This is a genomic window from Streptomyces sp. NPDC048383 (assembly GCF_040651775.1).
In the GTDB taxonomy this organism is placed as follows: Bacteria; Actinomycetota; Actinomycetes; order Streptomycetales; family Streptomycetaceae; genus Streptomyces.
The window spans coordinates 38453-59739 of sequence record NZ_JBEZKS010000027.1; the positions used below are offsets into that span (position 1 = coordinate 38453).

General features: G+C 73.0%; 20 protein-coding genes and 1 pseudogene. 12 read left to right on the plus strand and 9 right to left on the minus strand.

The features are described from left to right. Window positions 1-7: 7 nt before the first annotated feature. Window positions 8-463: a (2Fe-2S)-binding protein gene (locus AB0D46_RS19750; RefSeq protein WP_362879022.1), complete on the plus strand. Its 456-nt coding sequence runs from the start codon at window positions 8-10 to the stop codon at window positions 461-463. Between the two features lie 82 nt (window positions 464-545). On the opposite strand, the gene AB0D46_RS19755 is transcribed toward AB0D46_RS19750, so the two are convergent. Then, window positions 546-959, minus strand: a complete 414-nt coding sequence (locus AB0D46_RS19755) for an SHOCT domain-containing protein (RefSeq protein ID WP_362879024.1) — start codon at window positions 957-959, stop codon at window positions 546-548. Window positions 960-1111: 152 nt separating this feature from the next. Here AB0D46_RS19755 and AB0D46_RS19760 point away from each other — a divergent pair, with 152 nt between their 5' ends. Then, a complete protein-coding gene (locus AB0D46_RS19760) occupies window positions 1112-3106 on the plus strand; it encodes an APC family permease (RefSeq protein ID WP_362879026.1) in 1995 nt (664 codons plus the stop codon). 28 nt (window positions 3107-3134) lie between these two features. Here the strand turns inward: AB0D46_RS19760 and AB0D46_RS19765 are convergent. Continuing rightward, window positions 3135-4274: pseudogene (locus tag AB0D46_RS19765) on the minus strand (helix-turn-helix domain-containing protein); the annotation flags it as partial. A gap of 126 nt (window positions 4275-4400) precedes the next feature. Between AB0D46_RS19765 and AB0D46_RS19770 the strand changes: the two are divergent. From AB0D46_RS19770 to AB0D46_RS19800, 7 genes are all read left to right on the plus strand, one after another. Then, on the plus strand, window positions 4401-4964 hold the full coding sequence (locus tag AB0D46_RS19770) for a TetR family transcriptional regulator (protein WP_362879027.1): 564 nt from the start codon (window positions 4401-4403) through the stop codon (window positions 4962-4964). 295 nt (window positions 4965-5259) lie between these two features. Beyond that, window positions 5260-5670, plus strand: a complete 411-nt coding sequence (locus AB0D46_RS19775) for a hypothetical protein (RefSeq protein WP_362879029.1) — start codon at window positions 5260-5262, stop codon at window positions 5668-5670. Continuing rightward, entirely contained in the window at window positions 5667-6431 is a 765-nt protein-coding gene (locus tag AB0D46_RS19780; RefSeq protein WP_362879030.1) for a transcriptional regulator, read from the plus strand. The genes AB0D46_RS19775 and AB0D46_RS19780 overlap by 4 nt, the downstream gene beginning before the upstream one ends. A gap of 71 nt (window positions 6432-6502) precedes the next feature. Next, on the plus strand, window positions 6503-6943 hold the full coding sequence (locus AB0D46_RS19785; RefSeq protein WP_362879032.1) for a roadblock/LC7 domain-containing protein: 441 nt from the start codon (window positions 6503-6505) through the stop codon (window positions 6941-6943). A 95-nt stretch (window positions 6944-7038) separates the two neighbouring features. Next, window positions 7039-7413: a hypothetical protein gene (locus AB0D46_RS19790; RefSeq protein ID WP_362879033.1), complete on the plus strand. Its 375-nt coding sequence runs from the start codon at window positions 7039-7041 to the stop codon at window positions 7411-7413. A gap of 185 nt (window positions 7414-7598) precedes the next feature. After that, entirely contained in the window at window positions 7599-11174 is a 3576-nt protein-coding gene (locus tag AB0D46_RS19795; protein WP_362879035.1) for a bifunctional glycosyltransferase family 2 protein/CDP-glycerol:glycerophosphate glycerophosphotransferase, read from the plus strand. Window positions 11175-11318: 144 nt separating this feature from the next. Next, on the plus strand, window positions 11319-11801 hold the full coding sequence (locus AB0D46_RS19800) for a VOC family protein (protein ID WP_362879036.1): 483 nt from the start codon (window positions 11319-11321) through the stop codon (window positions 11799-11801). A gap of 53 nt (window positions 11802-11854) precedes the next feature. Here AB0D46_RS19800 and AB0D46_RS19805 read toward each other — a convergent pair whose 3' ends face one another. Continuing rightward, window positions 11855-12589 (minus strand): Sir2 family NAD-dependent protein deacetylase, encoded by a 735-nt coding sequence (locus AB0D46_RS19805; RefSeq protein ID WP_362879038.1) that lies wholly within the window; start codon window positions 12587-12589, stop codon window positions 11855-11857. Between the two features lie 127 nt (window positions 12590-12716). Between AB0D46_RS19805 and AB0D46_RS19810 the strand changes: the two genes are divergently transcribed. Beyond that, on the plus strand, window positions 12717-13580 hold the full coding sequence (locus AB0D46_RS19810; protein WP_362879039.1) for a GNAT family N-acetyltransferase: 864 nt from the start codon (window positions 12717-12719) through the stop codon (window positions 13578-13580). A gap of 58 nt (window positions 13581-13638) precedes the next feature. Here AB0D46_RS19810 and AB0D46_RS19815 read toward each other — a convergent pair whose 3' ends face one another. From AB0D46_RS19815 to AB0D46_RS19825, 3 genes are all read right to left on the minus strand, one after another. Beyond that, the gene (locus AB0D46_RS19815; RefSeq protein ID WP_362879041.1) at window positions 13639-14082 is read right to left on the minus strand and encodes a subtilase-type protease inhibitor; all 444 of its coding nucleotides are present in this window, start codon (window positions 14080-14082) and stop codon (window positions 13639-13641) included. Between the two features lie 215 nt (window positions 14083-14297). Further along, window positions 14298-14759, minus strand: coding sequence for a cyclic nucleotide-binding domain-containing protein (locus AB0D46_RS19820; protein ID WP_362879043.1), 462 nt, complete (start codon window positions 14757-14759; stop codon window positions 14298-14300). A 162-nt stretch (window positions 14760-14921) separates the two neighbouring features. Further along, window positions 14922-15224, minus strand: coding sequence for a hypothetical protein (locus AB0D46_RS19825; protein ID WP_281211262.1), 303 nt, complete (start codon window positions 15222-15224; stop codon window positions 14922-14924). A gap of 444 nt (window positions 15225-15668) precedes the next feature. Here AB0D46_RS19825 and AB0D46_RS19830 point away from each other — a divergent pair, with 444 nt between their 5' ends. Then, a complete protein-coding gene (locus tag AB0D46_RS19830; protein WP_362879045.1) occupies window positions 15669-18401 on the plus strand; it encodes a LamG-like jellyroll fold domain-containing protein in 2733 nt (910 codons plus the stop codon). Window positions 18402-18564: 163 nt separating this feature from the next. On the opposite strand, the gene AB0D46_RS19835 is transcribed toward AB0D46_RS19830, so the two are convergent. Further along, complete coding sequence (locus tag AB0D46_RS19835) at window positions 18565-19044, minus strand: hypothetical protein (protein WP_362879047.1); 480 nt, start codon at window positions 19042-19044, stop codon at window positions 18565-18567. A gap of 115 nt (window positions 19045-19159) precedes the next feature. On the opposite strand from AB0D46_RS19835, the gene AB0D46_RS19840 reads away from it, so the two are divergent. Beyond that, entirely contained in the window at window positions 19160-19498 is a 339-nt protein-coding gene (locus tag AB0D46_RS19840) for a hypothetical protein (protein ID WP_362879049.1), read from the plus strand. Here AB0D46_RS19840 and AB0D46_RS19845 read toward each other — a convergent pair. After that, window positions 19467-20300: a MerR family transcriptional regulator gene (locus AB0D46_RS19845; protein ID WP_362879051.1), complete on the minus strand. Its 834-nt coding sequence runs from the start codon at window positions 20298-20300 to the stop codon at window positions 19467-19469. The genes AB0D46_RS19840 and AB0D46_RS19845 overlap by 32 nt on opposite strands. Window positions 20301-20394: 94 nt before the next feature. After that, entirely contained in the window at window positions 20395-20910 is a 516-nt protein-coding gene (locus tag AB0D46_RS19850) for a hypothetical protein (RefSeq protein WP_362879052.1), read from the minus strand. Window positions 20911-21287 lie beyond the last annotated feature (377 nt).

Genomic DNA, 21287 nt, shown 5'->3' on the forward strand with positions numbered 1-21287 from the left:
GTACGCCGTGCCCTCGCACACCTTCATCGTCAACGGGCGCAACGTCACCGTCGACGCGCCCGACAACCTGCCCCTGCTGTGGGTGCTCCGCGACCTGCTCGGCGTCCAAGGGCCCAAGTACGGCTGCGGGGTGGACGTCTGCAAGGCCTGCACGAGCCACCTCGACGGGGTGGACGTGCGCCCCTGCGTGGTGCCGGTCTCGGCCTGCGCGGGCCGGACGGTGACCACCATCGAGGGGTTGGCCGAGGGGGACGTACTGCACCCCGTGCAGGAGGCCTGGCTCGAACAGGACGTCGCCCAGTGCGGGTTCTGTCAGCCCGGCCAGATCATGGCGGCCGTCGCCCTGCTGCGGCGGACGGCCGAGCCGACGGACGAGGACATCGACGCCATCGCCAACATCTGCCGCTGCGGTACGTACTTCCGCATCCGTGAGGCCATCCGCAGCGCCGCCGCGAGGATGTGACGGCCGCCGCCAGGATGTGAGGAACGACCGCGGGGCCGGCCCGTCGGGGCCGGCCCCTCACGACGGCTCCGTCGGGCCGGCGTCAGGCCAGTAGCCTCTGTTTGGCCTGTTGGAACTCGGCCTCGCTCAGGTCACCCTTGGCCTTGAGGTCGGACAGCCTCGCCAGTTCGTCCGTGGTGTTCTTGCCGGTGGTGCCGGCCGCGTCCCGGATGTAGGCGTTGAAGGCCTCCTGCTGTTCCTGCGCGTGCTTGATCTCGCGCCTGCCCATGTTCCGGCCCCGGGCGATCACGTACACCAGGACGCCGAGGAACGGGATGATGATCAGGAACAGCAGCCAGGCCGCCTTCACCCAGCCGCTCATCTCGTGGTCGCGGAAGAGGTCCACGACGATGCGGAAGAGCAGGACGATCCACATCACCCAGAGGAAGATCCACATCACGGTCCAGAACGCGCCCAGCACCGGGTAGTCGTAGGCGAGATAGACGGATCCGTCCACGGCCGTCCTCCTTCCGTTCGGGCGACCGCTCGCGTCCGTTGCCCGCGGCGGTCGACGTGATCACCATCGCAGCGGCCCTTCAAGATCGCCACCGGAACGGACGATCGGGCAGCTTCCCCGAAAAACGGGTCAAAATGGCTGATCATGCCGGAATGAGGCGTATCAATGCGAAACGCGTGCTGGTCGGTGAGCCCCTCGACACCGCACGCCTGGGCGAGACCCTCCTGCCGAAACGGCTCGCCCTGCCGATCTTCTGCAGTGACCCGCTCTCCTCCGTGGCCTACGCCACCGAGGAGATCCTGCTGATCCTCGCCCTCGGCGGAGTCGCGCTCCTCCACCTCACGTGGTACGCGGCCGCCGCCATCGTCTTCCTCCTCGTGGTCGTCATCGCCTCCTACCGGCAGACCTGCCACGCCTACCCGGGCGGCGGCGGCGCGTACGTCGTCAGTTCCGAGAACCTGGGGCCGACCGCGGCGCTGACCGCCGCCAGCGCCCTCCTCGTCGACTACGTGATGACCGTCGCCGTCTCCGTCGTCTCCGGGGTCGCCGCCATCACCTCGGCGGTGCCCGCCCTCAACGACCACGAAGTCGGCCTGTCCGTGGCCTTCGTGGTCCTGCTGACCCTGATGAACCTGCGCGGCGTACGGGAGTCGGGGCGCGTCTTCGCCATCCCCACCTACGGCTTCGTCCTCGTCATCTACGTCATGTTCGCCTTCGCCGCCGTCCGCGTCGCGACCGGGGACACCATCCGGGCCGAGTCGGCCGACCTGCCGATCACTGCCACCGGCACCTACACCGGCCTCGCCCTGGTCTTCCTCGCGATGCGCGCCTTCGCCTCCGGCTGCACCGCCCTCACCGGGGTCGAGGCGATCAGCAACGGCGTACCCGCCTTCCAGAAGCCCAAGGCGAAGAACGCGGCGAACACCCTCGCCGTGATGGGCGTGCTCTCCGTGACGATGTTCGTCGGCATCACCGTCCTCGCGATGTCCTACAAGGTGCACGTCGCGGCCGACCCCACGGAACTGGGCCTGCCCCCCGGCACGCCGATGTCCACCGCCCTCGCCCAGATCGGCCGGGCCACCTTCGGCAGCTGGCACTTCCTCTTCTACCTGCTCCAGGCCGCCACCGCGGGCGTGCTGATCCTCGCCGCGAACACGGCCTTCAACGGCTTCCCGATGCTCGCCTCGATCCTCGCCCGGGACCGCTACGCACCCCGCCAGCTCTTCAACCGCGGCGACCGCCTCGTCTACTCCAACGGCGTCGTACTGCTCGCCCTCGCCGCCATCGCCCTCATCGTCGCCTTCGACGCCGAGCTGACCCGCCTCATCCAGCTGTACATCATCGGCGTCTTCGTCTCCTTCACCCTCTCCCAGTCCGGCATGGTCCGGCACTGGCGCAGGGAACTCGCCTCGCCGGCGACCCCGAAGGAGGAGCGGATCCACATCCACCGCAGGCTCGCCATCAACGCGGTCGGCGCGGTGATGACCGCCGTGGTCCTGGTCATCGTCCTGCTCACCAAGTTCACCCACGGCGCCTGGCTCGTCGTCATCGCCATGCCCGCGCTGTTCCTGGGCATGAAGGGGGTGCGCCGCCACTACGACCAGGTCGCCCGACAGGTCGCCGTCGCCCCCGGCGTCACACCCCGCCGGATGGCCCGCCACCACGTGGTCGTCCTCGTCGCGAACGTCCACGCCCCCACCCTCAAGGCCCTCGGCTACGCGCAGGGCCTGCGGCCCGACACCCTGACCGCACTCTCCGTCGTCGCCGACGAGGAGGACGCCGAGCGGCTGCGCCGGGCCTGGGCGGAACACGACCCGGGCATGCCGCTGAAGGTGCTGCACTCCCCGTACCGCGACGTCGTCGGGCCGGTGCTGGTGTACCTGGAGGCGGAGGCGGCGGCCGAGGGGACGGACATGCTGTCGGTGGTCATCCCGGAGTACGTGGTCGGGCACTGGTGGGAGCAACCCCTGCACAACCAGAACGCGCTGCGGCTCAAGGCGCGGCTGCTGTTCACCCCGGGGGTCGCGGTGATCGACGTGCCATACCTGCTGGAGTCGGCCCGGCCTGCCGGGCCGGAGGAACCGAGGCCGCCGCGGGATCCCCGGGATCCGGGCTCGCCTCGGGAGCCGGCGGGACCGGGGCGGTAGGCCGCTGGGTCACCGCGGCGTGCGCCAGGGCCAGCTCCACCACGTGCGCCGGATCCGACAGGGCGCGTCCGGTGAGCTGCTCCAGGCGGCGCAGCCGGTTGGAGACCGTGTTGCGGTGGCAGTAGAGCCGCTGCGCGGCGTACGTCGTCGAGCCCTGGCAGGACAGCCAGGTGCCCAGGGTGGTCAGCAGGATCCGGCAGTCCTCCGGGGGCAGGGCCAGCACCGGCCCCAGCACCACCCGGCGCAGCCGGGCCGCGAGTTCCGCGTCGGCCGCGACCAGCGCCCCCGGCAGCCGCTCGTCGAGCAGGGCGGTACCCGGCCCGCCGGAGCGGGGCGCCGTGCGCAGGGCGAGCCCGGCCAGCCGGCGGGCCCCGGCCACCTCGTGGAGGTCGGTCACCACCGGGCTCACCCCGGCGCGCACCGCGAGCGGGCCGAGGAGTTCGCGCAGCGACTCCAGCGGATGGTGACCCAGCTCCGCCAGGCCCGTCTCCCCGTCGGCGCGCAGCCGCCACAGGACGCGCGGGGCGGCGGGCAGCCCGCCGGGTCCGTCGGGCCCGCCGGGTCTGCCCGGTCCGCCCGGCTCGGCCGCGCCCTCGCCGAGCACGATCACGGCGAACCGGCCCCGCGCCGGCAGCCCGAGGTGGGCGGCGGCCTCCGCCGCCGTCCCCGTACCGTCGAGCAGTGCGTCCAGCAGGGCCGCGCGGCGCTCCCGTTCGCGCTCGCCCCGCGCCCCCTCGGCCCGGTGGTACCCCTCCGAAGCGGCGTCCGTCATCCGGTCGACCACCTCCCACAGGGCCGGCGCCCCGGGCAGCAGCCGGGGCAGCGCGGCCCGGTCGTGCGCGGCCACCGCCTCGGTCAGGCTCTGCCACAACACCCGGCCGCAGCCGCGGTAGACCCGGTGCAACGAGGCGAGCGGAACTCCTTGCTCGGCGCGCAGGGCGCCGGTGGTCCGGGCGTCGGAGAGGTCCGGCGGCAACCCCCGCGCGCCGCGGACCAGACCGTCGACGGCCTGACGGAGGGTGTGGTGGATGCGCTCGCGCAGTTCGCCGCGGCCGAGCAGGGCGGCGTAGGCGGGGTCCTCGGTCACGGTCCGGTCGGCGAGCCGGTCGGCCGCGACGGCGATCCGGCGGTCCAGGTCCTCACGTATCTCCTCGATGATCCGCTCCATGAACCGCAGCGTGACACGGGGGAGGGGGCGCTGGGGAGGGGCCGGAGCCGGCAGGTCGGCTAGCGTGTGCTGAGCACTGCAGGTGCAGTGCTCACGGAAGACCGCCGCCCACACCCCGGGGACCCCATGCGCCAGAACCCGCAACGCCGCGCCGCGCTGCTCGACGCCGCGATCGAAGTGCTGGCCCGCGAGGGCTCGCGCGGTCTGACGCTGCGCGCGGTGGACGCGGAGGCCGGTGTCCCGACCGGCACCGCCTCCAACTACTTCGCCAACCGCGGTCAGTTGCTCGTACAGATCCTGCACCGCACCCGCGAGCGGCTGGTCCCCGACCCGGCCGACCTGGCCGGACCGCTCGACACCAAGGTGCTCATGCGGCTGCTGCTGGAGCGGATGCGGCGCGAGCGCAGCGTGCACGTCGCGATGCTGGAACTGCGGCTGGAGGGCACCCGCCGCCCCGAACTCCAGGCGGAGCTCGTCGGCTTCCAGAAACTGGAGCTGGCGGCGAACGTCACCTGGCACCTGGACGCCGGTCTGCCCGGGGACCGTGAGGGCGTGGTCCTGCTCTACCTGGCGATGCTGGGCCTGATCGTGGACGACCTGACCGCTCCGGCGATGCTGGACGAGGCCGGGACGGACCGGCTCCTCGGGCTGATGGTGGACCGGCTGCTCCCGGAGCGCCCGGCCGACTGACTGAGGGCCCCGGGCCTCCGTCACCTGGTCGCCGGCGCGCCGTCCCCGGCGGGCGTGACGCGCACCCGGTAGCGGACCGGTCGCGGCGAGTTGCCCTTCACGATCGAATCCAGCGACCACTGCATACACGCTTGATCAGAAACGAACAGGTTCCAGCCAAGCTGTCACCCGGGACCGCGCATGTTCCAGCGGAAAATGCCAGAACGCCCTTTCGCACTGTGGAACTTGAGTAAGTTCCCTCCTGTCGCGCCGCACGACCGTGCACTCAGCACGTCCGGCCGGGAGGGGAGCCCGCGTGCCCGGGATCGACGAATGCCTGCTCGAAGCCATGGCCCTGCCTGGTGCGCGTGGGGCCGCGCTGGTCGACTGGAGCAGCGGACTGGCCCTCGGCACCGCCGGGGACTCGCCGGTCGGCGATCACGAGACCACCGCCGCCGAGACCGCCGAACTGGCCCGGGCGGCGGCCGAGTACGAGTCGTTCGCCCCCGCCGACGGTATGCCGGGAGACAGCGGCGGACCGGGCTCCGGCCCGCCCGTGGAAGACCTCATCGTCACCACCCGTACCGGATATCACGTCCTGCGCTTCGTCGAGACCAGCTTCGACAGCAGCGTATTCCTCCACCTGTGGCTCGACAGGGCCGACGGCAATCTCGCCCTGGCACGGCTCAGGCTCCGCGCACTGGCCGAAGGACTGGTGCTCAGATGACCACCGCGGTATCCCCCCTGCTCACCCGGCTCGCGGCCGAACGCGCCACCGGCGCCCTCCTGCGCGACCGGGGGACCCTCTTCCTGGAGGACGGCAGGATCGTGCACGCCGAGAGTCCCTCCACCCCCGGGCTGGACGTACTCCTCACCACGGGCGGCGGCCTCGCGCCCGAACGCTGGAACGAGGCCATCACGGCGGCCGGCGCCCGCCGCCAGGTCGCCCGCTTCCTGGTGGACAGCGGGGGCATGGCGGGCGGCGAACTGGAGATATGTCACCTCGCCGCCATCTTCGACGCCGCGTTCTTCGCGCTCTCCCCGGGCAGCGGCCCCTCCCGGTTCCGCCGGGGCGCCACCCACTGGATCGGCTCGGTCCGCTCGGTGGCGGCCGCCGCCGTCGAGCGCGAGACCCGCCGCCGCCGGGAACTGCTCGACGCCGTCTGGCCCTACCCGCTGCTGGACACCGCACCGGTCGTGCCCCGGGCCGCGGCCCCCGGACAGACGGTCACCGCCCGCCAGCGCCTCCTCCTCCAGCGGGCGGACGGCATACGGACCCCCGCGGACCTGGCCTGGGTACTGGGCCGGCCCGCCTTCCACACCCTGCTCGACGTACGAAGACTCGCCGCCGCGGGGCTCGTCGAGACCCCCCACGCGGCGCCGGTCCCGGAACCGGCCCCGACCCTGCCCGACTGGATGACCCAGGCCCAATCCCCGGACGTGGCACTGCTCCGCCGGCTACGCGACGCACTGGAGGCAAGCCTGTGAGGCTCCCGCTGCGGCCGGTCCTGCGCACCGACCGCCCCGACCGAAGGCAGCCCGAAGGGAGGAAGGGCGACATGATCCCGTCGATGGTGACGGCCGAGGCCGAGGCCGAGATACTCGCCGAACTCCGTCGCCTGCGGGCGCGCCTCCCCCAACTCACCGGAGCCCTCGCCGCCAGCTCCGACGGTCTGGTCCTGGCCCAGGACAGCGCCGCCACCGAGACCGAATCCGTCGCCGCCCTGACCGCGGCCGCGCTCGGTGTCGCCCAGCGGCTCAGCGACAGCACCGGTCAGGGCGCGTTCCGGGAACTCCTCGTCCGCGGTGAGCACGGGTACGTGGCCACGTACGCCGCCGGCGAGGCCGCCGTCCTCACCCTGATCGCCGAGACCCGCGTCAACGTCGGCCGCCTCCATCTGGAGGCCCGCCGGTCCAGCCTGCACATCACCGCACTCATAGAACACAGCCTCGGCCGCCGGGGCCCCGCGGCGCCGTCCTCCGGCGCCCCCGGGCCGTGACCGGCGCAGTCCGGCCCCCGCCTTCCCCCCAACAGTAAGCAAAAGCACACGAGCGACCGGCACCGGCCGACGTCACAGAAGAAAGAGGAACAGTCATGGCCAACGTGGAGACCGCACTCAAGGAAGCCCTCACCACCATCGACGGCGCGCTCGGCGCGGCCCTCGTCGACTACGGCAGCGGCATGGCCCTCGGCACCGTCGGCGGCGGCAAGGACCTCGACCTCGCCGTCGCGGCCGCCGGCAACACGGACGTGGTGCGGGCCAAGGTGCGCACCATGGAGATGCTCGGCCTGAAGGACGAGATCGAGGACATCCTGATCACGCTCGGCGGCCAGTACCACCTCATCCGACTGATGAAGGGACGGAACTCGGAGGGCTTCTTCCTCTACCTCGCCCTGGACCGCCTGCGGGCCAACCTCGCCATGGCCCGGCACCAACTCAAGAAGATCGAACTCGAACTGGAAGTGTGACGGCGGCCCGGGAGGGCCGCGACGTTGCGGAGGCGGGCGGTTGAATTCTTTGCCGTCCGCCCCGGCGGAGACCGGGTTATGTCCGGAATGGGCTGAATTTATCATCCCGTTACAGAGTAAGATGCTGTAATCGGCTGATCAACAACTCATCAACAGAGCAAAAAACGCTGGAGAACCCGCCACCCATGCCCCCGCGCCTGAGCATCGTCGTCCCCGTCTACAACGTCGAGCTCTATCTCGACGAGTGCCTCGAATCCATCGCCGCTCAGACGTTCGACGACTTCGAGGTCGTCCTCGTCGACGACGGATCCACGGACTCCAGTGCGGCGATCGCCGAGGCCTTCGCGGCTCGCGACGCGCGCTTCCGATTGGTCCTCCAGAAGAACGCGGGGCTGGGCGCCGCCCGCAACGTGGGAGCCCGGCACGCGTCGGACGGCACCGAGTACCTGGCCTTCGTCGACAGTGACGACACCATGCCCCCGGACGCCTACCAGCGGATGATCGACACCCTCGACGAGACCGGGTCGGACTTCGCTGCGGGCAACGTCGAGCGTTTCCGCTCCGTCGGCAAGCAGCAGTCCTGGGGCCACCGCGCCGCGTTCTCGAAGAACCGGTTGAAGACCCACATCTCCAAGTTCCCGGCGCTGGTCACCGACCGCACCGCGTGGAACAAGGTCTACCGGCGCACCTTCTGGGACGAGCACGGCTTCCAGTACCCGGAGGGCATCCTCTACGAGGACGCTCCCGTCAGCATCCCCGCCCACTACTTCGCCACCAGCGTCGACGTCCTGAGCGACGTGGTCTACCACTGGCGGGTCCGCGAGACCGGCGAGCGCTCCATCACCCAGCGCTCCACCGACCCGGTGTCCGTCATCGACCGCGTGACCTCCGTCCGTCTGGTCCGCGAGGCGCTCCTCGGCAAGTCCGGCGAGAAGTACGCCCGTTACCTGCGCGACTACGACCACAACGTACTGGCCGAGGAACTCCCCCTCATCTACAAGTACGTCGACGAGGGCGGCCCCGACTTCCGCGCGGCCTTCGTCAAGGAGGTCGGCGGCCTCGTCCGGGAAATCGGCACCGGCCCCTGGCGCGACCTCACCGTCGCCGATCGGCTCAAGGCGTACCTGGCCCGCGAGGGTCGCGTCGAGGAGTTCATCGGTCTCCTCCACCACCAGCGGGACTACGGCCACAGCGTGCCCGTCAAGGGACTGGCCCGCCCGCAGGCCGACTACCCCTTCCTCAAGGCACCCGTCCCGCCGAAGCTGCTCACGCTCGGCCCGCGCGAGCGCCGCGTCGTCAGCCGGCTGGAGCACGCCTCCTGGGCCGACGGCAAGCTCCTGCTGCGCGGCTACGCGCTGCCCGGCCACCTGGGCGCCGAGAGCCGCCTGGGCACCCGCAAGGTGCTGGTCTTCCGCGAGAGCGGCAAGCGCCGCCGCAACGTCGTCAGCACCCGCACGGTCGCCTCCCCGATGGCCTCCGTCAACGCCCCGCACCTGGCCCTGCGCCACGCCGACTGGGCCGGCTTCACCGCCGTCGTCGACCCCACGGTCTTCCAGTCGGGCGGCACCTGGCGTGACGGCATATGGTCCACCTCCATCGCCGTCACCGGCGCCGGAGGCCTCCACCGGGCGCGCCTCAAGGGTGGCGACCACGACAGCGGTCACACCCCGCCCGCGCACTGGGTCACCCCCGACGTGCGCATCCTGCCGATCATCTCCCGCTCGCTGACCGTCCAGGTCGAGGTGGTCCGGGCCCGCGCCCTGGACGTACGCCTCCTCGACGACGCGACCCTGGAAGTGGCCGGCGAACTGGCCGCCGAGGTCGGCGCCGGTGCCACGCTGCACGCCGAGCACGCCATCAGCGGCACCGTCCTCACCGTCCCGCTGACCAGCCCCGAGGGCGGCACGGCCCGTCCCGGCGGCCGGATCCCGTTCACCGCGGCCATCCCGCTGGACCGGCTGAGCGCCGTACCGGCCCCCGACCGGCTGCCCGGCGAATGGACCCCGGAGCCCTGGACCCTGACCGTGGTCCGCGCCGACGGAACCAGCCACCCCCTGGCGCACGACGAGCGCGGCGGCTTCACCGCCCTGGTCGCCACGCTGCCCGGGGACACCGCCGGACGCGCCGTGTTCGCCAAGCGCGCGGTGAGCGGCCACCTCATCCTCTCCGTCCAGGTCTCGCCGCCGCTCGTCGACTCCGTCACCGCCAAGGACGGCATCCTGACGCTGGGCGGCACCTACCGGCTGCCCGCGTCCGCCGCCGACGAGCCGTACGAGCTGGTCCTGCACAACCACAACGGCGTGGAGTTCAGCTACCCCGTCACCCGCGACGGCGACCGCTTCGAAGCCTCCTTCGAACCCGTCCTGCCCGTCCCGTACGCGGGCCGCACCACCATCCCGCACGGCCGCTGGTGGCCGACGTTGCGTCCGGTGAGCGAGGGCGGCGCCACCGCCGGGCTCCTCGGCGTCGAGCGCGGCGCCCCCGTCCAGCTGGTAGCGCCCGCGCTGGGCTCCGGACCGCACCCGATCACCGTCGAGGGCCGCCGGATGCGCGTCGAGGCGCGCTTCCACGACCGCATGGCGCTCGTGGTCGACCAGCTGCTCAGCCCGCACGACCGCTCCCGCTACGCGCAGCGCATCGCCCGCGACGTGACCTACCCGGCGCAGCGGAACCTGCCGGTCAAGGACATGGTCGTCTACGACGTCTTCCAGGGCCACGGCGCCGGCGACGCGCCCCGCGCCATCCACGAGGAACTGGTGCGCCGCGGCGAGAAGTTGGAGCACGTCTGGCTGGTCCGTGACGGTCGCGTCGAGGTCCCGTCGACCGCGCGCGCCGTCCAGCACGAGAGCCTGGAGGCCTGGGACGTCCTGGCCCGCGCCCGCTACTACGTCGTCAACGACAGCGTCCCGAAGCACTTCCGGCGTCGTCCCGGCCAGACCGTCGTCCAGACCTGGCACGGAACCCCGCTGAAGAAGATCGGCTACGACTTCGTCCACGACTACTACACCAGCCCGGACGTGCTGGACGGCCTGCGGCACGACAGCGCCCAGTGGACGCTGCTCGCCTCCCCGAGCTCCTACGGCACCACCGTCCTCAAGCGCGCCCTCGGCTACGACGGCGAGATCATCGAGGTCGGCAGCCCCCGTACCGACGCCCTCGTGCGGCCCGACGCGGAGCGGGCGGCCGCCGTCCGGAGCCGACTGGGCCTGCCCGAGGGCAAGAAGGTCGTCCTCTACCTCCCCACCTGGCGCGAGAACCAGGAGGCTTGGAGCGGTGGCTACAAGCTCGACCTGCGGATCGACCTCGACGAGGCCCGGCGCGAGCTCGGCGAGGACCACGTCCTGCTCGTCCGGGGCCACTACCGGGTGACGGAACAGGTCCGCGACGGCGTCCGTGACGGCTTCGTCGTCGACGTGGCCAACTGGCCGGACACCACGGACCTGCTGCTCGTCGCCGACGTGCTGATCTCGGACTACTCCTCCGCGATCTGCGACTTCGCGCTCACGGACCGCCCGATCCTGCTGTTCGCCTACGACCTGGAGCACTACCGCGACACCCTGCGCGGCTTCACCTTCGACCTGGAGAAGAAGGCGCCGGGTCCGCTGCTCCGGGATTCCGCGAGCCTGATCGCGGCCGTTCGGAACGCCGACGCGGTGGGCGCCGAGTACGCCCCGGCGCGGAAGGCCTTCCGCGAGGAGTTCTGCGACCTGGACAAGGGGCGGGCGGCCGAGCAGGTCGTCGACCGCATGCTCGGGAAGTAGCCGTCAGGGGACGACCCGCCCTCGGGAAGTAACCCACAGGAGTGAACCAAGAGACCGGCCCCGCGCCCACCGATGAGTTTCGGGCGCGGGGCCGGTCTCTTGGTGTGGGACGCGAGGTCCCGCCCACCGCGACGGGAGACAGTCATGGTCACCAAGGGTTTCACCACGTGCCTGTGGTTCGACGGCAGGGCCGAGGAGGCCGCCGACTTCTACCTGTCCGTCTTCGAGGACGGCAAGCTCGGCCGGATCGGCCGCTACACCGACGCGGGTCCCGGCACGGCCGGTGAGGTGATGGTCGTCGAGTTCGAGATCAACGGACAGAAGTTCATCGGGCTCAACGGCGGCCCGCAGTTCACCTTCAGCGAGGCCGTCTCCTTCCAGATCCACTGCGCCGACCAGGACGAGACGGACCACTACTGGGCGGAGCTGACCAAGGACGGCGGCGAGGAGGGGCCCTGCGGCTGGCTCAAGGACAAGTTCGGCCTGTCCTGGCAGGTCACGCCGACCGAGGCCCTGGACCTGGTCTCCGACCCGGACCCCAAGCGGGCCGCGCGGGCCATGGAGGCCATGTACGGGATGAAGAAGCTCGACGTCGCCGAGATGCGCCGGGCCGCCGACGCCGGCTGACGGCGCGCGCCGCCGCCCGCGGCCGGCGGCGCCTCAGGCCGGGGCCGGCGGGCTCAGGCGCTCTCGGCGCCGATCCGGGCCAGCAGTGCCGGCAGCGCGGTGCCGATCGGCTCGCGGACGACCTCGTCCGCCAGCGCGTCGTACGGGGTCTCCTCCGCGTTCACGATGATCAGCCGGGCCCCGGCCTCGGCGGCCATCCCGGTCAGCGAGGCGGCGGGCTGGACCTGGAGGCTGGTGCCGACGGCGATGAAGACCTGGCTGCCCTTGGCCACGGCCACCGCCCGACCGAGCACCTCCGGGTCGAGCCGCTGCCCGAACATGACGGTGGCCGTCTTCAGGATCCCGCCGCATGCCGGACAGGCCGGGTCGGGCTCCCCGGCGGCCACCCGGGCCAGCACCTCGGACGCCTCCGACCGGGCGGCGCAGCCGGTGCACACCACCGACCGGGCCGTCCCGTGCAGCTCGAACACCTTGCGGGCGGGCATCCCGGCCAGCTGGTGCAACCCGTCGACGTTCTGCGTGATCACCCGGACCGGAGTGCCGCCGCGCTCCAGTTCGGCCACGGCCAGGTGCGCCGCGTTGGGCCGCGGGGCGGCGGCCCACACCTCGGCGCGCATCAGCCAGGACCGGCGGCGGATCTCCGGATCGGCCATGTAGGACGAGTACGTCACCAGCTTCTCGGCGTCGGGGTCGCGCCGCCACAGCCCTTGCGGCCCCCGGTAGTCCGGAATCCCGGAATCCGTGGACATTCCGGCCCCACTGAACACTGCGACGAGCGGCTTTCCCATGCCGCGACCCTACGCAGCGCCCGCCCGTCGTCGCGACCCCATTTGGCGCGGCCCGGTCCCGCCGGGTGCGGCCGGGGGCCGGCCGGTTCCCGCTTCGGGGTCGGGCCGCTCTGGTACAACACCGGGCATGACGGGATTCGAGATCGCCGGCGCCGGCGCCGCCGACATGGAACTGATGCGCTCCTGGGCCGACGCCGAGGGCTGGAACCCGGGGGACCACGACCGGTTCGCCTTCGCGGCGGCGGACCCGGAGGGCTTCCTCGTGGGGCGGCTCGACGGAGAGCCGGCCGCCTGCGTCTCGGCCGTCCGCTACGGCACCGGCTTCGGCTTCATCGGCTTCTACATCGCCCGCCCCGACCTGCGCGGGCAGGGCTACGGGATCCAGCTGTGGCGGGCAGCGACGGCCCGGCTCGCCGGGCGGCTGGTCGGCCTGGACGGCGTCGTCGAACAGCAGGACAACTACCGGACGTCCGGCTTCCGTTCGGCATGGACCAACCTGCGCCACCAGGGGGTGCCGGGCGGCGGTGACGAGCGGGTCGCGGGCGGTGGCGGTGACATCGAGATCATCGACGCGGCGACCCTGCCCTTCGCCCGGCTCGCCGACTACGACCGCCGGTTCTTCCCCGAGCCCCGCGACGCCTTCCTCGCGCTATGGACGGGACTACCCGGCCACACCGCCCGCGCCGCCGTCCGCGACGGGCGGATCGAGGGCCTCGGCGTGATCCGTCCGTGCGGCTCCGGCGCCCCGCGGATCGGACCGCTCTACGCGCAGACCCCGGAGGTCGCCGCCGCCCTGGTGCGGCGGCTGGCCGGGTACGCCCCGGACGGGGAGGTCGTCCTGGACGTACCCGACGTGAACCCGGCGGCGACCGCCCTGGCGGCCGGACTGGGCCTGACCCCGGTGTTCGAGACCGCCCGCATGTACACGGGCCCGGTACCGGAGCTGGACCTGGCCCACCTGTACGGGATCACCAGCCTCGAACTGGGCTGAGGGCCGGGGTCGGGCCGGAGCAGGCCCCGTCGGCCCCGGTCCGCATCCCCGGCCGGGCTCAGATCCCGAACAGCACGCCGTTGCTGGCGCGCAGGTTGCACGGGTTGCCGAAGGTGTAGGTGTAGTTCAGCTTGCGGCCCTGCCACACCCCGACCGCGGTGACCGTCATCGGGTTCCACTCCCGGGTGCACGCCACGTCCGGCCGGGGCTCGGCGAGCGCGTCCAACACGGGTCCGTTCGCCAGCAGTTCGGCGCATGCGGCAGCCGGGTCGGGGTGCGTGCCGCCGGGCCTCGGCGAGCACGTCAGCGTCGCCGCGCGCAGCACCGTACCGCTGTCCACGTCCTCGCCCGCCGTCAGGCTGACCACGAGCGCGGACGGGGCGAACAGGCTCTGCGTGCCGGCGGGCGCGGCGCCCGCGGCGCCCGTTCCGGCGAGCGCGGTGACGGCGGTGAGCGCCATGGCGCCGGAGGCCAGCCCCAGACTCCTGGTGGTGGACCGCATTTCGAACACTCCTCGGGTCGGCGTTTCGGATAACGGACGGGAGTCTTGCCCATCCGCGACCGGAACGCCCGTGCGTACCCCCATTTCTCGTCACTGATCGTAAGTGCGTGTGTGCACTCCGCAGCGGTGCGGGTGCGCGTGACCTGTGGGGGAGTGGTTCGCCGAATCGGCCCGAACACCCACCCTGAAACCTTTCTTCTACGGGTTTCGGAGGCTCATCGGGTCGCACCGGTGCGCGGTGCGTAGAGGTCCAGGAGCCGGGTGCGGGTCTGTTGGAGACGGACGGCGAGGACGCGTCCGACCCAGTGCCCGACCGCGGAGCCGAAGGCGGGATCGGCGTCCATGAGCAGGCGTACGGTCGGTCCGTCGAACTCGTACGCCCGTACCGGGGTCATCGCCTCCGCGCTCAACTGCCACACGTACGGCGGGAACAGCCAGGACCAGCCGACGAGTTCGCCGGGTCCCAGGCTTTCCACGGAAGCGGCGCGTTGACCCGGCATCGGTATCTCGAGGGTCACCGTGCCCGAGCGCACGATCCAGAAGGAATCGGCCCGGCCGCCCTCGTCGAAGATCCGCGCACCCTCGCGGAAATTGACCTCCCGGGCGTGGGACATCAACCGTCCCCGGTACTCGGTGGACAGGACGGCGGCGATTCGGATAGGGGAAGGTGTGCTCACGACGGCCTCCGATCACGACCCCCCAGAGCCTGCTGCTCATCCCAGTGTCGCCGAAGCGGGCCAGGATGGCGCCGACGCGGCGCGGCGGGTGTGCGTGGGCCCGCGCCGGCCGCCGCCCGGGCGGGGCCGCGGCCACCGCGGGCGGCGGGCCGTCACCCTCGGCTACTCCTCGGCGGCGGCCTCCAGGCAGGCCAGCTCCATGGCGTCGAGCACCGCCTCGTGGCTGCGCCGGCTCAGCTCGGCGACGTTCTCGATCTGTGCCGTCGCCCAGGCGGCCAGGGTCATCGCCAGCACCCGCAGGCCGTCGGTGCCGTGATCGGCGAGGATGCCGTCCGCGACGATCATGGCGTCCTCCGGCACCTGCTCCGGCGGCTCCAGCCCGGCGAGGCCGCGCAGCATCGTGAGGGTGCGCCGGGAGATCTCCGGAGTCATCCTCGCCAGCCGCATGTCTTCTTCTTCGTCCATCCGCCCCGCCCTTCGGTGCCATGGCCCGTCCCCCGCCTTGAGGCACCGTAGAGGGGCGGCGCGCGGCGCGGGGCTGTTTTCGGCGGGTGACCGTGTGCGAAGGGGTGGCCCGCGATTCGCGCGGTTGACGCGTCCCACAGCCCGCCGGCGAGCACCACAGGGCGCGCCCGCCCGGGGATCGGCGGGGTCCGCCGCCGGGCCGGTCGTTCTCCGTGGGGTGACCCCGTCCGGGCCGGGAAGGCGTCCGGGGCGGGTCGCGGCTGAGGATTTTCGACCGGTTCTGCGCGTGATGGGTCAATCCTGGTGACCGGCTCGCGGATTCGCCCTAGGGTGCGCCCGTACGTACGTCCGCCCACCCGTACGCGGCCACGCGGGCGTACGGCCGTGCGCCGGGCACCCCGCGCGGCGCACGGGCAGTGCCACGCACAACGAACTGGGGGGTTCATGCGCAGATCCAGAGGACCCGCGGCCGCTCTCGCCCTGTCCCTGGCCGGTGCCGGGGCGTTCGTCGGTCTCGGGCTCGCCCCGCCGGCCGCGGCCGTCACCCCGCCCGTGGCCTTCACCGCCGACGCGCTGCCCACCTGGCAGCCCAACGGTGTGGCCTGGGCCCTCGCGGAGGCCGGCGGCACGGTGTTCGTCGGCGGCACCTTCTCCGCCGTACGCCCGCCCGCCGGCGCCGGGGGCAGCGAGAAACCGGTGGTGAACTTCGCCGCCCTGGACGCCGCGACCGGCGCCCCGACGGCCTGCAACCTGTCGTTCACGGTCGGCTCGGGCACCGCCACCGTCCGCGCGCTCACCGTCTCGCCGGACCGGAAGACCCTCTACGCGGGCGGCTACTTCGGCGCCGTCAACGGCACGCCGGTCTCCAGCATGGCCGCGATCGACGTGGCCACCTGCACGGTGAAGCAGTCCTTCCGCCCCGTGTTCGCGGCCACCGTACGGGCCATCGCCGTCACCGCCGACACGGTCTACGCGGGCGGCGACTTCCTCACCGTCGCCGGCCAGTCCCGGCAGCGCTTCGCGGCCGTCGCCGCCGCCGACGGCGCCCTGCGCCCCTTCACGGCCGACGCCGACGAGCCGGGTCGGGCCGTCGAGGTCACCCCGGACGGCCAGAACGTCCTGCTGGGCGGTGACTTCTTCACCGTCAACGGGACGAACACCCACGCGCTGGCCGTCGTCGACGCCGACAGCGGCGCCCTCACCAGGTCCTACGCGGGCTTCATCGAGACCAACTCGGTCGTCAAGGACATCGCCACCGACGGGACCGGCTTCTACACCGCCAACGAGGGCACCGGCGGCGGCGTCTTCGACGGCCGCATCGCCCTGGACCTCGCGGGCTTCGGCCAGCGCTGGCGCGATACCTGCCTGGGCGCCACCCAGGCCGTGCTGCCGTACCAGGGCGTGCTCTACAGCGCCTCGCACGCCCACGACTGCGCCACCGTCGGGGAGTTCCCCGACGGCCAACGCCACCACCTGCTGGCGCAGCCCACCACCTCCGTCGGCAAACTGGGCTGGGCCCCCGACACCAACGACGGCATCGGCGAGGGCATCGGCCCGCGCGTGCTGACGGTCGGCTCCAAGGGCGGCGCGCAGTACCTGTGGGTCGGCGGTGAGTTCACCACCGTCAACGGGGCGGCGCAGCAGAGCCTGACGCGCTTCTCCTCAACCGGCGACACCGGCGCTCCGACGGTGCCCGTCGCGAGCGCCTCGGCCTTCGGGCCGGGCGGGGTCCAGGTGCGCTGGCGCACCAGCCTCGACCTGGACGACAGCGCCCTGACCTACCGGATATACCGCAACGGTTCCGCGTCGCCGATCGCGACGGTGAACGCCGATTCGCTGTTCTTCCGGCGGCCCCAGGCCTCCTGGACGGACACCACCGCCCAGGCCGGCCAGTCGTACACCTACCGGGTCACCGCCACCGACGCGGCGGGCAACACCAGCGCCCTGTCGGCGGCGTCGGCGGTGACGGTCCCGACGTCGGCGGAGGCGTACCCGAGCCGGGTCCGCGCGGACGGAGCCCAGCTGTACTGGCGCTACGACGAATCGGCCGCGCCCTACGTGGCGGACTCCTCGGACGGCGGCAACCAGGCCGGCGTGCATTTGAACGGGCCGGCCCTGCGCCAGACGCCGGCCGCGGTGACCGGCGCGAGCACGGCGATCGGCTTCAACGGCACGAACGCCCAGGTGCACGGCGAGCTGCGGCAGTCGGTGGGCAGCACGTACAGCGTGGAGACCTGGTTCAGGACGAACACCACCCGCGGCGGCAAGGTCGTGGGCTTCGGCAACCAACAGACCAACGGCAGCGGCCAGTACGACAAGCACGTCTACATGACCAATGACGGCCGGCTGGTCTTCGGCGTGTACACGGGTGCCACCCGCACCATCACCACCCCCGGCGCCTACAACGACGACCAGTGGCACCACGTCGTCGCCACCCAGGGGCCGGGCGGCATGACCCTGTACGTCGACGGCGTCCAGCGCGGCACCCTCAACGTCACGACGCACGAGAACTTCTCGGGCTTCTGGCGCGTCGGAGGGGACTCGCTCGGCGGCTGGCCGGACCGTCCCACCAGCGACCACTGGGCGGGCCGGCTGGACGAGACCGCCGTGTACCCGACGGTCCTGAGCGCGGCGCAGGTGCAGAACCACCACGCCCTCGCCTCCGCCCCGGCGGACTCGACGGTCCGGGTGACCGCCGCCGAGGACACGTACGCCAACGCGGGCGCCCCGGGCACGAACTACGGCGCCTCGGGCTCCCTCGCGGTGCGTGGGTCCTCGGCGTACGCGAGCTACCTGCGCTTCGACCTGCCGGCCGCACCCGCGGGCACGGTGCTCAAGGCGGCCACGCTCAGCGTGAAGACCAGCACCATGGCCGGCGCGGGCACCGCGGACGCCGTCGCGATCGTCCCGATCACCGGGGCGTGGACGGAGGGCGGGACCACGTACACCAACCGTCCGGCGCTCGGCTTCCCCGCGCTCGGCTCCTTCGCCGGGATCCCGGACGGTTCGGCCGTGCACACCACCGGGCTGGACACGGCCACCGTCGCGGGCGCGCTCGGCGGCGGCTACGACCTGGCGCTGACCGCCGCCGGCAGTGACGCGCTGTGGCTGTGGTCCTCGGAGGCGGCGGCGAACGAAGGGACGCCGCAGCTGACGCTGACCTTCGGCGCGCCGTAGCCGCCCCGCGGTGAGGGGAGGGGCGCGGACCCATCCGGTCCGCGCCCGTCCCCGCCCCCTCGCGTTCCCGCCCCTTCGCGTTCTCGCCGCAGGACAAGGTCACGAAGGGTGACCAGGCTGCGCCGCACGGCCCGCGGTGGTCCTGGAGACCGCGGGCCGCCGGTCAGCGGGGTGGCTCGACCTCCAGGAAGCGCCGGCCGCGCGGCCCCCGGTAGAGCAGGCACTCCCAGCCGTGCCGCTCCAGCTCCGCCGCGCAGGCCGTCAGCCGCTCCCGTTCCTCCTCGGCGGCGCCCGAACCCGGGGGACCGGTCCAGGTCACCGTCACCGTCACCGGGGCGGAGGCCGGGCCGCCGGCGCCGGCGGCGTCCGTGCCGTCGGCGACCCGGTAGCCCGTGCGGCTGCGCCGACCCTCGGCGTCCACCGCCGACGGCGGGAAACCCGCCGCCTCCAGCACCAGGGCCACCGCACGCGGCACGGCCCGCACCTCCCAGGGGGCGGGGCAGTGCGGGCCGTCGCCCAGCAGGCGGCGGATCTGCAACAACCCCTCGTACGCGGTGCGCAGCTCGCCCGCCCGCGCCCGTGGATCCGTCGGCGGACCGTCACCGTTCGCCGGTTCGAAGCCCGCCCCGTGCGGACCCGCCATCGAACCCCCCTTTCCCGCCGCGTCTTTCCGCCGGCATCCGAATGAGTACCTCAGGCGCAACGGCCTGAGTATCCGCCCCGATTCCCCGCAGCGCCGCCGTTGATGGAATGACGGCATGACCTCAGCACCCCCTTCGGACGCCGCGATCGCCGTGTGGCGTCCCCGCATGCGGCACGTGACCACCGCCGGCTCGGCGCTCGCCGTGGCGCTGGTACCGCTCGTGGTGGGCGTGCTCGTCGCCAAGGGGGTCGCCGCCGATCCGCACGCCCCCGTCAACGCGCTGATCAGCGGAGGCGGGCAGCGCGCGGGGCTGCCGGTCACCGAGTGGCGGCGGCGCGGGCACGGGGCGCTGCGCCGGCTGCGGACCGCCCGCGAAGGGACGGCCCGGCGCTGCGCCTCCGTCCGCGCCCGCCGCCGTCCCGTCAGGAGGCCAGCGGTTCCTGCAGCTCGGTGACCCACTGCTCCGGGTCGTCCGGGCAGGCCAGGGTCAGCTCGCGGGCGTACCCGGCCGAGCGGTGGCCGTGCGCGTCGATCCACCGCGCCAGGGCCTGTGCGGTCGGCAGTACGCCGTCCATCGCGCCCCGGTGCACGACCGTCGCCGCCCGCTCGACCCCGGGCAGCTCCACGATCAGCACCCCGTCCCCGAGGTCCTCACGGCGGACGCCCGCCGCCACGGGCAGCCCGGCGCGCACCAGGACCGAGCCGGGCTCGGCGTCCGGGGCGTCCTCGTAGCGGGCCAGGCCCGGGCCCGTCGGGGTGATGCCGGCGCCTTCGAAGCGGCGGCACAGTTCCCCGTACAGGGGGCCGATGACCGGCCCGATGTCCTGGGGGGCGTAGCTCGCCGACACCCCGGTCAGCTCGGCCAGCCGGACGGGCGGCAGGCTCTTGACGACGATTTCGTCGGTGGGCATGGTTCCCTCGCTCTCGATGGTCCGGAGCCTCGTCCCGACCCGGTTCAGCCGGGCGGTCGCCTCGGCCACGGAGCTCTCCAGCTCCGCCCGGCGCAGCCGCAACATGCCGCGCAACTGCTCCGGGGTCACCTTCTCGTCGAGGACCGCCGCCACCTGTTCCAGGGTGAAGCCGAGGTCCTTCAGCGCGATGACGCGGTTGAGGCGCGCCAGCTGGCCCGCCTCGTAGTAGCGGTAGCCGCTGGACGGGTCGACACGTGCCGGGCGCAGCAGTCCGAGGGCGTCGTAATGACGCAGCATGCGGACCGATACCCGGCCGTGTTTGGCGAAGTCTCCGATGGTGAACATGACGTCTCCCATTGCACGGCCTGACACGGTGTGAGGGTCAAGTCTGCGGGGCGGGCGTGATGGCGGACGCGTGGGCCGGGCGGGGTGCGGTCGGTCAGTGGCCGTACTGGCGGACGCACAGGTCGACGACCGACGGCGGGACGGTGCCCTCCGCGGCCGCGCACAGTTCCTCGCCCCGGGGCAGCCGCGGCGCCGCCGGGCGGGGAACGCGCGGCGGGGTGGGTTTCGCGGGCCGCACCCGCCGGGGCGCGGGCGGCTTCGCGTGCCGGCGGCCGGGCGTGTCCGCCTTGCGGGCGCGCGGGGCGGCCGCCGGGGCGCCGCGGGTGTGGTCGGGCCCGTCGTCCGACGCGTCCCGCTGCTGCCGGTCGCCCGGCCCGGTACCGGGTGGCGGGGTCTCGGACTCCGGGTCGGGCAGCACGCTCAGGGGCAGGGGCCGCTCCGGGGGCCCGCCGTCGGAGAGCCTCCCCTCGGCGGCGTCCTGCCGACCGAGCGGCGGCGTGGAGCCGCGTACGGGGTCGGAGGCGCCGGACTCCGGGCCGACGGAGACGCAGCCGGCGCTCGCGAGGAGGGCCAGTAGGGAGAGGGGCAGGGCGGCCCGGCGTAACTGCATCCGACCACCATGCCGTAGTCGGCGGGGCGCCGAAGCCGAACCTCACGCGTCCGGGTGACGCGGGGTGCAGGACGGGGCGACGGGGCTCCGGCGGAGAGGCGTTGCTGAATCGATTCCGCACCGTGTTGCCCGAATCGGTGGCGGTCATCGCAGAATGGCCCCGAACGCGAGCGGTACGGCAGGGCAGCGCGGGCGACGGGGGAGGCGCGACCCCCCGAGCCCGGTGCCGCCGTACCGCGTTCACCCCGCCGGACCGCCCACCCGTACGGAGCCCCGCCCATGCCCTTCGCTGCCGCCGCGCCCAACAGCCCTGATTCCGGGTCCGATTCCGGGTCCGATTCCGGTTCCGGTCCTGACGTCGATCCTGGCCCCGGCGT